The following is a 13,035-nucleotide window of genomic DNA, read 5'->3' on the forward strand; positions in this document are numbered from 1 at the left end:
TCAGCGCGCCTTCGCGGCCGCCAGCACGCCCTCACCGAGCGGGATCACCACCGGCAGCAAACGGTCGTCGTCGGCGATGGCCAGCGCCGCCTCACGGGCCGCGGTGGTCAGCGGATCGGTACGGTCCGGATCGCCCACCGCACCCGACGCGGTCGCATTGTGGACCACCACCACACCACCGGGGCGCAGCATGCGGACGGCCTCGCGGACGAAGGCGGGGAGATCGATCAGCGGTCCGTCGATGAACACCAGGTCGTAGGACGCATCCGACAGTCGCGGCAACACCTCGCGGGGAGCGCCGTTGATCAGCCGCGTGCGACCGGGCGCGATGTCGGCGCCGGCGAACGATGCGCGCGCTGCCCGATGATGTTCGAGTTCGGGATCGATGGTCGTCAGCACCCCGTCGGAAGCCATCCCGCTCAACAGCCAGAGTCCGCTCACCCCGGTGCCGGTGCCGATCTCGGCGACCGCGCGTGCGTTGCCGCTGCGTGCCAGCAACGCGAGCAGCGCGCCGACCGCGGGGCTCACCGGGGATGCCCCCAACTCGGTGGCACGAGCGCGTGCGGCCACCAGCGCGTCGTCCTCCACGATCGCCGATTCCGCGTAGTCGATCATCGCGGCGGCCGGTGCGCCGGCGCCGTCCGGGCCTGAGTCGGTCATGCCAGTGACCTTAGGCCGCTCCGGCGGACAACCGGGAGCGGCGCGCCCTACCAGCGCGATCACGGGAAGCACCCATCCGCTTCGACGGCGGCTCCGACTTACTCAGTGAAACCTCAGGCACCTCACACGGCGACCACGGAACGGTGGGAGAAGGTGAGTCCACACCCCCGGAACGGGCACGGAATACCGCGTCGCTATCCGGGGTTCACCACAGTAAACATGCATCGGAGGGGATGGACGTGATTTCGGCACCCGACGATCATCGCGAGAAAGGAACCGGCCATCACCGTGTCTGATTCCGTGTCGCAGTCTGATGCCACGTCGCAGTCTGATGCCACGTCGCTCCCCGGCGAGATCGTCGATCCGCCGACCGGTACCGCCGGATTCGACGCGACCGGCGACAGTTACCTGATGCCGTCCTGGGACGAACTGGTCCGGGAGCACGCCGACCGGGTGTACCGCCTCGCCTACCGACTGTCGGGCAATCAGCACGATGCCGAGGATCTCACCCAGGAGACCTTCATCCGGGTGTTCCGCTCGCTGTCGAACTACCGTCCCGGCACCTTCGAGGGCTGGCTGCACCGCATCACGACCAATCTCTTCCTGGACATGGTGCGGCGCCGCAACAAGATTCGCATGGAAGCGCTGCCCGAGGAGTACGACCGGGTTCCGGCCGACACCCCTGATCCCGAACAGGTCTACGCCGATGCCAATCTGGACCCGGACCTGCAGGACGCGCTCGATTCGCTCACGCCGGATTTCCGCGCCGCCGTTGTGTTGTGCGACATCGAAGGTCTGTCGTACGAGGAGATCGCCGCGACCCTCGGTGTGAAGCTGGGCACCGTGCGCAGTCGCATCCACCGCGGCCGGCAGACCATTCGCGATCATCTCGCCGCCCGCGGCCACGACAATCGTCGTTCGGTCGCCGTCGGCTCCTGACACGACCCGGGGAACCCCTCACGACGCTGATCCGTTGGCAGCTTCGGATAGGCTGTGGTGCCGACACACCGCGCATGAATCCGTGCGACGAATGCCAGCCCGTGGAGAGGGGTGAGGGGACAGATGATGGACGGCCGACGGGGTCGACAGGATTCCGGAACGCTCGGCGACGACGTGACGCCGGAGAACCTGCGCCGACGTCGTCGCTCCGCATGGAATCCCTCGAGCTGGACACCGGCCACCACATCCTTCTCCGCAAACCCGACGCATCAGCAGCCCCGCACGCGCGGTGGCCAGCGGTTCGCCTCCACCGAGCACCTGGCACCCGAGGCCGTCGCCGCGTTCGTCGACGGTGAGCTCGGCATGACCGCCCACGTGCGCGCCACCCACCACCTCACCCTGTGCCCGGAGTGCATGTCCGCGGTCGACGCCCAGCTCGCCGCGCGCACCCGGCTGCGCGAGTCCGGCGCGGTGTCGGTTCCCGATTCGTTGCTCGGCCAGCTGGCCGAGATCCCGACCCGCGAGATCGATCTGTCGGAGATCCGCGCCGACCATCGTGCCGGCCGCGGCCGCCCGGCCCAGCAGCCCCCGATGTCCTTCCCCGCCGGCCTTCCCCCGGTCGATGTGCCGGGCACGCGAGGCCGCATGAACCGCTGGCGAGGCCGCTGACACGTGGCCGACGACGACACGACCTCCCCCGACAACACGACCACCCCCGACAACACGACCACCCCCGACAACTCACCGTTCAGCCGCGAAAACGCGGCGCGTACCGGCGGTACGGTGTCGCAGGTCGATTCCCACGACGCGGCACCCCGGCACGCTCCGGTGTCACCGTCGACGGCCCAGGTCTTCGGCCGGCCCGCCGGAGTGGACGGCTCCTTCGCGAACGCTCCCGGGGAGACCCGCGGGCCGCAGCCGCAGATCGCGCCGCCGGATCCGGTGCTGGCCGAGGCCTTCGGGCGTCCCGAGGGCACCACCGACACGCTGCAGCGCGACCCGCTCGCCACCTTCGGCGTCGACGAGCAGCCTGCGTCGTCGCCCGACCCGTGGCGCGACCCGGAGAGCCCCGCCTCCCTCGACACCCCTGCTCTCGCCCCTCCGACGCGGGAGGCACCTACCGTCGCAGGACCCAAGTTGTCGGTGAAGGATGTGCTGTTCGGTAACAAGATCGCGTGGCATGCCTTGGCGTCGCTCGCGGTGATCGCCTTGTTGATCGGGGTGGTCGGCGGCCTGGTGGGCCGGTACACCGCCGAGGTGGCCGCGCCGCTGAACAGCGACACGGTGACCCTCTCCACGGGTGGTTCCGATTCCGGTGACCAGCCGAGATCCGCGGTGGCGAAGGTTGCGCAGGCGGTGGAGAAATCGGTGGTCTCCGTCGACGTGCGCACCGCGAGCGCCTACGGCACCGGATCGGGTTTCGTCATCGACAAGGCCGGCTACATCCTGACCAACAATCACGTCATCTCCATGGCCGCCAACGACACCAGCGCCAAGCTCGAGGTGGTGTTCTTCGACCGTCAGCGCGTGCCCGCCCGCATCGTGGGACGCGACATCCGCACCGACTTGGCGGTTCTCAAGGTCGACAACGTCGACAACCTGACGGTGGCGAAGATCGGCAACTCCGACGATTTGCAGATCGGTGAGGAAGTGGTGGCCTTCGGCTCGCCCCTGGGCCTCGACCGCACCGTCACCAGCGGCATCATCAGCGCCACTCACCGCGCGGTGCCCTTGGCGCCCGACGCCGACTCCGACACCGACGCGGTGATCGACGCGATCCAGACCGACGCGTCGATCAACCCGGGCAATTCCGGTGGGCCGCTGGTGAACGAGTCGGCGGCCGTCATCGGCATCAACACCGCGATCGCCTCCGGCGCCGGGGGATCGGTGGGCCTTGGCTTCGCGATCCCGATCAATCAGGCCATCCCGATCGCGCAGACGCTCATCCGTGACGGCAAGGTGAATCATCCGCAGATCGGGGTGAGTGCGAGTTCGGTGCGTAACGACCGTGTTCTCGGGGCTCAGATCCGCAACGTGGTCGACGGGGGTCCGGCGGCGGCCGCCGGGGTCCGTGAAGGCGACGTGATCACCTCGTTCAACGGCCGTACCATCGAGAGCGCCGACGAATTGACGGTGGCCGTGCGCACGACGAAGATCGGTCAGCAGGTGCCGTTCACCTACTGGCGCGATGGCCGCACCTTCAACGGCACCATGACGACCGCCAGCGACTAGGGTGGGCGACGTTCGTATCCGGATCGCCGGGTGCGGTTCGCGACGAGCAGGGAAGTGCCATGTTCAGCAGTGTCGGTTGGGGCGAGATCCTCGTGCTGCTGATGGCCGGGTTGATCATCCTGGGACCCGAGCGACTCCCCGGTGCGGTGAGCTGGACCATGCAGTCGCTGCGCAAGGCGCGCGAGTACGCGACCGGCGCCACCGATCAACTCAAGAACGAGCTCGGTCCCGAGTTCGACGATCTGCGCAAACCGCTGTCCGATCTCAATGACCTGCGCGGCATGACGCCGCAGGCCCTGATCACCAAGCATCTCTTCGACGGGGACACCTCGGTGTTCACCAGCGGTGAGAGTGCCACCACCGTCGACCGTGATCGCGTGGCCACACCGCCCATCAAGCCGGTGTCGGCGCCGTTGCCCACCACCGAACCCACCGACACGTCCGGAGGCGGCGAACGGCGACGCCACGACGTCACCGACTGGGACGCCACCTGACCGCTGTCGGAGCCCTGGTGCCGTAGATCGGAGTCACCAGGTGACACCGAAATACGGCACAAGCCAGCCGGTCAGCCCCGTCGGGTGGTGTCGATGCCCAGGCTCATCCCGGCCAGGCCGCGCCGCCGCACCGCCAGCCGGTCGGCGACCGCGCGCAGGGCACGTCCCGACGCCGATTCCGGCGCCGACAACACGACGGGCACCCCGCTGTCGCCGCCCTCGCGCAGGGTGGTTTCCAACGGGATCTGTCCGAGCAGTTCCACCGTCGCGCCCACCGCACGGCTGAGCCGTTCGGCCACCTTCTCGCCGCCGCCGGACCCGAAGGGTTCCATCCGGGTGCCGTCGGGGAGTTCGAGCCACGACATGTTCTCCACCACGCCGAGAATCTTCTGCCGGGTCTGCAGGGCGATCGCCCCGGCGCGTTCGGCCACCTCGGCGGCCGCCTGCTGAGGTGTGGTGACCACCAGGATCTCCGCTCCGGGGATGAGCTGCGCGATCGAGATGGCGACGTCGCCGGTGCCGGGCGGCAGGTCGAGCAGCAACACGTCGAGGTCGCCCCAGTACACGTCGGCCAGGAACTGTTGCAGCGCACGGTGCAGCATCGGGCCACGCCAGGTGACCGGGGTGTTGCCGTCGGTGAACTGGCCGATCGAGATGAACCTCACGCCGTGACTGTTCGGCGGCATGATCATTTTCTCGACCTGCGTGGGTTTGGCGTCGCTGCCGAGCATGCGGGGCACCGAATGCCCGTAGATGTCGGCGTCGAGCACGCCGACCGACAGCCCCTTCTCGGCCAGAGCGCAGGCCAGATTGACGGTCACCGACGATTTGCCGACACCGCCCTTGCCCGACGCCACCGCGTAGACGCGAGTCAGCGAACCCGGCTGGGCGAAGGGGATCACCGGTTCGGCCTTGTCGCCGCGCAGCTTCTTGCGCAGTTCGGTGCGCTGTTCGTCGTCCATCACGTCGAGATCCACCCGGACCGCGCCGACCGCGGGTACGTCGGCGACCGCGGCCTGCACGCGGCCGGAGATCTCGGTGCGCATCGGACATCCCGAGGTGGTCAGATACACGGTCACGTCGACGCTGGCGTCGTCGTTGACCGCGATGGACTTGACCATGCCCAGGTCGGTGATCGGTTTGCCGATCTCGGGATCGTTGACCTTGCTCAGTGCGGCACGGATCGCCGATTCGGTGGGAAGCACTCCGGTAGTCATCTCCGCCAGCTTAGCGCCGGCGCCGGGGCACCGATCGCGGGCGCTCCCGCGTCCCTACCGCGTCGGTGTGGGCGTGGGTGAGGGGCCCGGAGCCTGCTTGGCCTTGGGCGAGGGTGCCGGAGCAGGTGCCGGCTGACCGGGCAGGGTGATACCCGGCGGCAGGCAGATCGGTCCGAGGCACTGCTGGGTGGGGGTGGTGGTCGACGGTGTGGTCGACGAGGTGTCCGAGCTGGTGCCCGGAGTGGATGACGGTGCCGACGGCTTGGACGTCGACGCCTTCGAGGAGGGGGGCCGCTTGGGCTCGGGAATCGGGTTGGTCGGCATCACTCCGGTGGCGTAGGCGCCCGCCCAGGCGAGGACGTTGGCCACGTAATCCATCGAGTGGTTGTACCGGTACACCGCGGCGACCTTGTTCTTGTCGGTCATGATGTCGGCGAACCCGGCGCACAGATACCTGCCGGCGGAGTAGGTGGCGTCGAAAACGTTGTTGGGGTCGGCCTTGCCGTCGCCGTTCGCGTCGGCCCCCCACGAGGCCCAGGTGCTCGGAATGAACTGCATCGGCCCCATGGCCCGCGCGTATCCGCCGCCGTGGCGGATCACCTCGTTGCCGGCCAGCGAGCCGTCGAGCACCGGACCCTCGATGGGGTTGATGGTGGTGCCGTACTGGTCCACCGAGCCGTTCGACGCGTGATTGGATTCGATCCGTCCGATACCCGCGAGGAGGAACCAGGGCAGCTTGCACTGCGGCTGCTCGGTGGCCATCCGGTTGGCGGCGAGCTTGTAGGCCTGCAGGACGATGCCGGGAATGCCCAGGGGGCCGGTCGGCAGGTCGGCGGCCACACGGTACTGCGGCGCGACGTCGGCGACCGACTGCGCCGGACGCTGCGGTGGAGGGGCGAAACCGAGGAGCGCGACCGGCTCGGCGAGAGCGACCTCGGCCAGCACGACCGGTTTCGGCGGTGCCGCCGACGGCGTGGGAACGCCGCCCTGCGCGCTCGACGTCGCGGCGGCCAGCACCATCGCGGCGAGCAGCGTGCCGCCGGTGCCCGCGGTCAGCACTCGACGGGGGATACCGGGACGACGCGGCCCCGTGGCGCGGCGCAGGATGCGCGGTGCTCTCATGCCCGCACACCTGTCTGACCGGTACCTCCCGGTCGCGTCGCCAACCCCGTCACCGTCACTCCGTCACCTCGTGATCGCCTTGTCGCCCACATCGGCCGTCGACACACGAAAGCGGACGACCCCGCGCGGACCCCCGTACTCGCGTAACGAGCGGTCCGGAGGCGATCAGCACTGCAACCTGTTGACACCGCGATCACCCCGGCACACTGTGACCCACCATACATATGGGTCGGGTGTCCCAAATGCGGAACCCGACAAGAGTTCACCATACGCATCTGATCGTTCAACAGAGCGTGGGAGTTACGCAGGTCACCGCGTCCGGGGCCGACGATCCTCCGGGTGTCCGTGACGCTGAACGGATCGGTCGGTGGCCGGTGCGTCCAGCCCGTTGGCGCGGGCCTCGAGTCGCTCGGTCAGCTCATCGAGGAGGTCGTCGAGTTCCCTGCGTAGATAGTCCCGCGAGACGGTGTCGCCGACGGCGAGGCGCACGGCGGCGAGCTCACGGGCCAAGAATTCGGTGTCGGCCTTTGTCTGCGCGGCGCGCGAACGGTCCTCGTCGAGCGCGACGCGGTCGCGGTTCTCCTGACGGTTCTGGGCGAGCAGGATGAGCGGTGCGGCGTATGCGGCCTGCGTGGAGAACGCGAGATTGAGCAGGATGAACGGGTAGGGGTCGAAACGCAGCGCCACCCAGCTGAGGTTGATGGCGATCCAGACGATCACGATCACGGTCTGGATCGCCAGGTAGCGCCCGGTTCCCAGGAACCGGGCGATGCGCTCGGCGTACACGCCGATGAGATCGGTGTCGACGTGGATCGAGGGCCGACGACGGTCCCGGGGGGTGTCGAGGCGGCGCCCACTCTGATCGCTCATGTGCGCACCTCCGGGGTTCCGCTTGAGCCCGCGGCGGACTCGGCGTCGTCCACGTCGTCGGGTTCGGTCTCACGCCAGTCGCGCGGCAGCAACTCGTCGAGTAGGTCGTCCACGCTGACCGCACCCAGCAGATGGTTCCCGTCATCGACCACGGGACCGCACACCAGGTTGTAGGTGGCGAAGTACCGTGTCACGGTTTCCAGTGAGTCCTCCGGGTTGAGCATCGCGAGGTCGGTGTCCAGGATGCCGCCGACAATGTTGGCCGGCGGCTCGCGCAGCAGCGCCTGCAGGTGGACGCACCCCAGATACTTGCCCGTCGGCGTGGCCGTCGGTGGCCGCACCACGAAGATCATGCTGGCCGCGGCGGGTGTGACGTCGGGGTCACGCACCCGTGCCAGCGCCTCGGCGATCGTGGTGGCTGCGGTGACGATCAACGGTTCTGGGGTCATCAGGCCGCCCGCGGTGTCGGGGGAGTGGATCAGCAATCGGCGGACGGGTTCGGACTCCTGCGGATCCATCCGGGCCAGCAGCGACTCGGCCTCGCTCGTCGACAACTCCCCGAGCACGTCGGCGGCGTCGTCGGGGTCCATCGCCTCGAGCACGTCGGCGGCACGGTCCACGCCCAGATGATTCAACAGTTCGGTCTGGTCGTCGGGCGGCAACTCCTGCAGCACGTCGGCCAGCCGCTCGTCGTGGAATGCCGCCGCGATCTCGTCGCGGCGCTTGGGCGGCAACTCGCGCAGCGCGTTGGCCACATCTGCTGCCCGCATTCCCTCGAACTGCGACAAAGCCTGTGCGACACCCTGTCCCGGTAGTTCCAGAGCGCTCTGGGTGAGGCCGTGGACGTGATTCCAGTCCACCACATGGGTCTCGCCGCGACGCAGTCCGCGGCGCACCGGACGTACGGCGACGCGCGAGATCACCCAGTCGCGGGTACGGGTGCGCTCGAGTCCCAGATCCACCACGGTGACGTCGATCCCGGCGAGGTCGGCGAGATCGGGGTCGTCGACGCGCACGCGCGTCTCGAGGATCTGCCCGATCGCCAGCGCCTCGCCCGGGCGAAGATTCAGCCGCCGCAGACTCACGTTTCCGGTGTTCAGTGTCACCGCCGTCGGATCGATCGCCGTGACCCGCAACATCGGCACGAAAATGCGTCGCCGGGTGGCCAGTTCGACCGCCAGACCGAGGACTCGGGGCTGCTGGCCGGGTAGACGCACCGCGACAACGGCGTCCCGAACACGGCCGATGGATTCGCCGTCGGGGCCGAGAACCACCAATCCGACTAATCTGGCCACGAACACCTTGCTCACCGACGCCATGGGGGTAAGGGTAGTTGCGAGCGGAGGACACGACATGACCAACCCGATGCGTCCCGGACGGCAGACCCCGGGCCTGCCCACACCACCGAAAGGGTGGCCGATCGGTTCGTACGCGACGTACGCCGAGGCGCAACGCGCCGTTGACTACCTCTCCGACGAGAACTTCACCGTGGAGGACGTCACCATCGTCGGTGTCGACCTCATGCAGGTGGAGCGGGTTCTCGGGCGGCTCACGTGGGGCAAGGTGATCGGCGGCGGCATCGTGTCGGGCGCGTGGCTCGGTCTGTTCTTCGGTCTGCTGGTGTCCATCGTGTTCACCGGTAATCCGCTGGCACCCATCATCTTCGGTCTCGTCGGCGGCGTCATCTTCGGCGTGATCTCCACGACCATCCCGTACGCGGCCACCCGCGGCCAGCGTGACTTCGCGTCGACGATGCAGTTGGTGGCAGGACGCTACGACGTGCTCTGTGACCCCAAGAGCGCGGAGAAGGCCCGCGACATGTTGGCCCGTCTGAATCCCTGATTCAGCCGAACGCATCACCGGCGGTTTCGGCCACGGTCCGGTCTCGATTCGAGAGATGTGGCACGGGTATGCCGATTGTGTTGCGGGTCACGTCTACTCGCGGCTAGCGTATCCTCCGAGCGGCACACGATGACGTGTGCTGAACTGCGTGCGACTTCGAGGAGGATGCGTGCGGAGCGATATCGGCAGGGTCGACGCAACACGTCGCGAGAAGCGGAAGGGCTCCGGACGGTTCCGGGCCAGAACGATCGTGGCGCTCGCCGCCATGGCCACGGGCATCCCGCTCGTCAGCGCCTGCGGCGCCGGGTACACCGCCGGCGTGCTCAATCTGTATCCACCCGCCGACGGTGCCACGTCGATCGCCTCGATGGCCGACAAGTGCTCACAGGAATCCGGCGGAAAATACCGCATCGTCACCACGCCGTTGCCCAAGTCCGCCGACGACCAGCGCCTGCAGCTCGCGCGGCGACTCGCGGGCAACGACAAGAGCCTCGACCTCATGGGCATGGACGTCGTGTGGACGGCCGAGTTCGCCGATGCGGGCTGGGTGGAGCCGGTGCCGGAGAAGTACGCCACCGAGGTCACCGCCCGCACGCTGGGCGGCCCACTCGAGACCGCCATCTGGAAGACCCCGTCGGACGACGAACGTCATCTGTACGCCATCCCGATCTGGACCAACACCCAGTTGCTCTGGTACCGCAAGGACGTCCTGCAGGACACACTCGGCAAATCAACCCCCGCCGACACCTGGGAGGGCATGGTGGCCGACGCCACCCGGAGCCTGGCCAAGGGTGGTCCGAGCTGGATCATGGTGCAGGGCAGGCAGTATGAGGGCCTGATGGTCTGGTTCAACTCCGTGCTCGCCAGTGCGGGCGGTTCCGTGGTGAGCCCCGACGACCCGAACAAGCAGACCCTCAACGACACCCCGGAGCACCGCGCGGCAACGGTCAAGGCGCTGCAGATCCTGAAGCTGATCGCGACCGCACCGGGTGCCGATCCCTCGCTCACCAACTCCGACGAGGGGGCCTCCCGTCTCGGCATGGAGTCCGGTCGCGCCATCTACCAGGTGAACTGGCCGTTCGTCCTCGCGTCGATGCGGGAGAACTCGGCGGCGGGCAGCGTCCCGTTCCTACCCGAGATGACCAGGTACAACAGCCTGATCTCCAACAGCGACAATCCGCCCACCGACGCCCAGTTGGCACCGGTGAACGATCTGGTGCGCACCAAGTTCAACTTCGCTCCGTATCCGGGTGTCGGCGGCGGGCTGCCCGCCAAGACCACCCTGGGCGGTCTTAACGTCGCGGTGGCCACCACCTCGCAGCAGAAGGATCTCGCGTTCCAGGCGGCGATGTGCATCACCAACGAGCGGGCGCAGAAGTTCTACTCGATCGACGCGGGCACACCGCCGGTCATCGCGTCGCTCTACAACGACCCGGACTTCCGCGCCGCCTATCCGATGGCCGATGAGATCAAGCGGCAGCTCGAGCCCGAGCATGCGGCACTGCGTCCCAAATCTCCCGACTACCAGGCGATCTCCACGTTGCTGCAGGCGAAGCTGTCGCCGGTGGGTTCGTGGGATCCCGAAACCCAGGTGGATGTGCTCGCCAAGGCGGTACAAAACGCCATCGACGGAAAGGGACTGATTCCATGACGACCGGTGAAGGCCAGTCTCCTGGTGACGATCCGCAGGAGCGCCCGCACGGCAGGCACGCGCTGCCCTCCGATGACGGCGCCGTCGACAACGACGCCCCGACGCAGGGTGGTCCGGGTTCCTATGGCGAGACCGTGCATTCGGATGCGTGGACACCGCCCGAACGGGTGAGCACCGCGGGATCGGCCGCGTCTGCCGCGACGCCCGCGGTGTCCGCACCCGCCGCGACTGCCACCGCCACCGCCGATCGGAAGCAGCCCGCGCTGCGTGAACCGAAGACCAAGGCGATCAGCGAGGGCAAGAAGGAGGAACGGCGACTGGCCTTCTGGCTGATCGCGCCGGCCGTGCTCCTGATGCTCGTCGTCACCGGATACCCCATCGTCTACGCCTTCTGGCTGTCGCTGAACAAGTCGAGCCTCTCGGCGCCGGGCGAACGCGAGTTCGTCTGGTTCAGCAACTATGTGACGGTGCTCGGCGACAGCTTCTGGTGGCAGGCGTTCTTCGTCACGGTCGGCATCACGGTGGTGTCGGTGGCGATCGAGTTCGTGCTGGGCTTCGCCCTCGCGATGGTCATGCACCGCACCATCTTCGGGCGCGGCACCATCCGCACCCTGGTGCTGATCCCGTACGGCATCGTGACGGTCGCGGCCGCGTTCTCGTGGTACTACGCGTGGACGCCGGGCACCGGCTACCTCGCGAACCTCTTACCCGACGGGTCTGCGCCGCTCACCCAGCACTGGCCGTCGCTGGGCATCATCGTCCTCGCCGAGGTGTGGAAGACAACGCCGTTCGTGGCGCTGCTGCTTCTGGCCGGACTCGCGCTGGTGCCCGACGACATGCTCAAGGCCGCCGAGGTCGACGGTGCGGGAGCGTGGACGAGATTGTGGCGCATCATCATTCCGCTGATGAAGCCGGCGATCCTGGTGGCGTTGCTGTTCCGTACGCTCGACGCGTTCCGCATCTTCGACAACATCTACGTGCTCACCGCGGGTAACAACAACACCGGCTCGGTGTCGATGCTCGGCTACAACAACCTGTTCCGTGCGTTCAACCTCGGTGTGGGGTCGGCGATCTCGATCCTGATCTTCTTCTGTGTGGCGATCATCGCCTTCGTGTTCATCAAGGGCTTCGGCACCGCGGCGCCCGGCTCCGAGAATGTCGAGAGGTAGGTCGTCGTGCGCACCACCGCCAAATCCAAGTTCTGGTGGACGATCGCGAACGTCGTCGTCGTCCTCTACGCGCTCATTCCGCTGTTGTGGATCATCAGCTTGTCGTTCAAGCCGCCGTCGAGCGTCACCGACGGGAATTTCATCCCGAAGGAGTGGACGCTCTCGAACTACTCGGGCATCTTCGACACCAGCGCCTTCACCAGCGCCTTGCGCAACTCCATCGGCATCGGGCTGATCACCACGCTCATCGCGGTCACGCTGGGCACGATGGCCGCCTACGCGGTGGCGCGCCTGGACTTTCCGGGCAAGAAGGCACTCATCGGTGCTGCACTCCTGATCGCGATGTTCCCCCAGATCTCGCTGGTGACACCGCTGTTCAACATCGAGCGGCGCCTGGGCATCTTCGACACCTGGATCGGCCTGATCCTGCCGTACATCACTTTCGCGCTGCCGTTGGCGATCTACACGCTCTCGGCCTTCTTCCGGGAGATCCCGTGGGAGCTGGAGAAGGCGGCGAAGATGGACGGCGCCACACCGTCGCAGGCGTTCCGCAAGGTGATCGTGCCGCTGGCCGCACCCGGCGTGGTGACCGCGGCCATCCTGGTGTTCATCTTCGCCTGGAACGACCTGTTGCTCGCGTTGTCGCTGACGTCCACCGAGCGAGCGATCACCGCACCCGTGGCGATCGCGAACTTCACCGGCAGTTCCCAGTTCGAGGAACCCACCGGATCGATCGCCGCCGCCGCGGTGGTGATCACCATCCCGATCATCATCTTTGTCTTGTTCTTCCAACGTCGAATCGTGGCCGGGCTGACCTCCGGCGCGGTGAAGGGATAGTC

The 13,035-nt window shown here is 67.6% G+C and carries 13 protein-coding genes; 8 read left to right on the top strand and 5 right to left on the bottom strand.

The genetic code is table 11. The annotated features are described in order from the left end of the window. Window positions 1-660, bottom strand: coding sequence for an O-methyltransferase (locus ACWDSI_RS03220; RefSeq protein ID WP_449755638.1), 660 nt, complete (start codon window positions 658-660; stop codon window positions 1-3). A gap of 288 nt (window positions 661-948) precedes the next feature. On the opposite strand from ACWDSI_RS03220, the gene sigE reads away from it, so the two are divergent. The 4 genes from sigE (at window position 949) to tatB (ending at window position 4,325) form a co-directional block, all read left to right on the top strand. Next, the gene (gene sigE, locus ACWDSI_RS03225) at window positions 949-1,599 is read left to right on the top strand and encodes an RNA polymerase sigma factor SigE (protein ID WP_449755639.1); all 651 of its coding nucleotides are present in this window, start codon (window positions 949-951) and stop codon (window positions 1,597-1,599) included. Window positions 1,600-1,722: 123 nt separating this feature from the next. Next, window positions 1,723-2,268: a hypothetical protein gene (locus ACWDSI_RS03230; protein ID WP_449746020.1), complete on the top strand. Its 546-nt coding sequence runs from the start codon at window positions 1,723-1,725 to the stop codon at window positions 2,266-2,268. A 3-nt stretch (window positions 2,269-2,271) separates the two neighbouring features. Then, window positions 2,272-3,831 carry a trypsin-like peptidase domain-containing protein gene (locus tag ACWDSI_RS03235; RefSeq protein ID WP_449755640.1) on the top strand — a complete coding sequence of 520 codons (1,560 nt, stop codon included), beginning with the start codon at window positions 2,272-2,274 and terminating at the stop codon, window positions 3,829-3,831. Between the two features lie 59 nt (window positions 3,832-3,890). Continuing rightward, entirely contained in the window at window positions 3,891-4,325 is a 435-nt protein-coding gene (tatB, locus tag ACWDSI_RS03240) for a Sec-independent protein translocase protein TatB (protein ID WP_449746018.1), read from the top strand. Between the two features lie 71 nt (window positions 4,326-4,396). On the opposite strand, the gene ACWDSI_RS03245 is transcribed toward tatB, so the two are convergent. From ACWDSI_RS03245 to ACWDSI_RS03260, 4 genes are all read right to left on the bottom strand, one after another. Further along, a complete protein-coding gene (locus ACWDSI_RS03245) occupies window positions 4,397-5,542 on the bottom strand; it encodes an Mrp/NBP35 family ATP-binding protein (protein WP_449746017.1) in 1,146 nt (381 codons plus the stop codon). 54 nt (window positions 5,543-5,596) lie between these two features. After that, window positions 5,597-6,664 carry a lytic transglycosylase domain-containing protein gene (locus ACWDSI_RS03250; protein WP_449746016.1) on the bottom strand — a complete coding sequence of 356 codons (1,068 nt, stop codon included), beginning with the start codon at window positions 6,662-6,664 and terminating at the stop codon, window positions 5,597-5,599. 309 nt (window positions 6,665-6,973) lie between these two features. Beyond that, window positions 6,974-7,534: a DUF1003 domain-containing protein gene (locus ACWDSI_RS03255; RefSeq protein ID WP_449746015.1), complete on the bottom strand. Its 561-nt coding sequence runs from the start codon at window positions 7,532-7,534 to the stop codon at window positions 6,974-6,976. Further along, window positions 7,531-8,853, bottom strand: a complete 1,323-nt coding sequence (locus ACWDSI_RS03260) for a magnesium transporter MgtE N-terminal domain-containing protein (RefSeq protein WP_449755641.1) — start codon at window positions 8,851-8,853, stop codon at window positions 7,531-7,533. The genes ACWDSI_RS03255 and ACWDSI_RS03260 overlap by 4 nt, the downstream gene beginning before the upstream one ends. Window positions 8,854-8,887: 34 nt before the next feature. Between ACWDSI_RS03260 and ACWDSI_RS03265 the strand changes: the two genes are divergently transcribed. The 4 genes from ACWDSI_RS03265 to ACWDSI_RS03280 all read left to right on the top strand — a co-directional run bounded on the left by ACWDSI_RS03265 (window position 8,888) and on the right by ACWDSI_RS03280 (window position 13,033). Beyond that, window positions 8,888-9,376, top strand: coding sequence for a general stress protein (locus tag ACWDSI_RS03265; protein WP_449746013.1), 489 nt, complete (start codon window positions 8,888-8,890; stop codon window positions 9,374-9,376). A gap of 265 nt (window positions 9,377-9,641) precedes the next feature. Further along, entirely contained in the window at window positions 9,642-11,027 is a 1,386-nt protein-coding gene (locus tag ACWDSI_RS03270) for an extracellular solute-binding protein (RefSeq protein WP_449746229.1), read from the top strand. Continuing rightward, window positions 11,024-12,196 carry a carbohydrate ABC transporter permease gene (locus ACWDSI_RS03275; protein WP_449755642.1) on the top strand — a complete coding sequence of 391 codons (1,173 nt, stop codon included), beginning with the start codon at window positions 11,024-11,026 and terminating at the stop codon, window positions 12,194-12,196. The genes ACWDSI_RS03270 and ACWDSI_RS03275 overlap by 4 nt, the downstream gene beginning before the upstream one ends. Before the next feature lie 6 nt (window positions 12,197-12,202). Next, complete coding sequence (locus tag ACWDSI_RS03280; protein WP_449746011.1) at window positions 12,203-13,033, top strand: carbohydrate ABC transporter permease; 831 nt, start codon at window positions 12,203-12,205, stop codon at window positions 13,031-13,033. Window positions 13,034-13,035 lie beyond the last annotated feature (2 nt).

This window comes from Gordonia sp. NPDC003429, assembly GCF_053588575.1.

What these genes read in the sequence shown, in the direction of transcription:
- ACWDSI_RS03220 (WP_449755638.1), bottom strand. Translation starts at nt 660, where the DNA reads ATGACCGACTCAGGCCCGGACGGCGCCGGCGCACCGGCCGCCGCGATG.
- ACWDSI_RS03255 (WP_449746015.1), bottom strand. Translation starts at nt 7,534, where the DNA reads ATGAGCGATCAGAGTGGGCGCCGCCTCGACACCCCCCGGGACCGTCGT.
- ACWDSI_RS03265 (WP_449746013.1), top strand. Translation starts at nt 8,888, where the DNA reads ATGACCAACCCGATGCGTCCCGGACGGCAGACCCCGGGCCTGCCCACA.
- ACWDSI_RS03270 (WP_449746229.1), top strand. Translation starts at nt 9,642, where the DNA reads ATGGCCACGGGCATCCCGCTCGTCAGCGCCTGCGGCGCCGGGTACACC.
- ACWDSI_RS03230 (WP_449746020.1), top strand. Translation starts at nt 1,723, where the DNA reads ATGATGGACGGCCGACGGGGTCGACAGGATTCCGGAACGCTCGGCGAC.
- tatB (WP_449746018.1), top strand. Translation starts at nt 3,891, where the DNA reads ATGTTCAGCAGTGTCGGTTGGGGCGAGATCCTCGTGCTGCTGATGGCC.
- ACWDSI_RS03250 (WP_449746016.1), bottom strand. Translation starts at nt 6,664, where the DNA reads ATGAGAGCACCGCGCATCCTGCGCCGCGCCACGGGGCCGCGTCGTCCC.
- ACWDSI_RS03260 (WP_449755641.1), bottom strand. Translation starts at nt 8,853, where the DNA reads ATGGCGTCGGTGAGCAAGGTGTTCGTGGCCAGATTAGTCGGATTGGTG.
- ACWDSI_RS03275 (WP_449755642.1), top strand. Translation starts at nt 11,024, where the DNA reads ATGACGACCGGTGAAGGCCAGTCTCCTGGTGACGATCCGCAGGAGCGC.
- ACWDSI_RS03245 (WP_449746017.1), bottom strand. Translation starts at nt 5,542, where the DNA reads ATGACTACCGGAGTGCTTCCCACCGAATCGGCGATCCGTGCCGCACTG.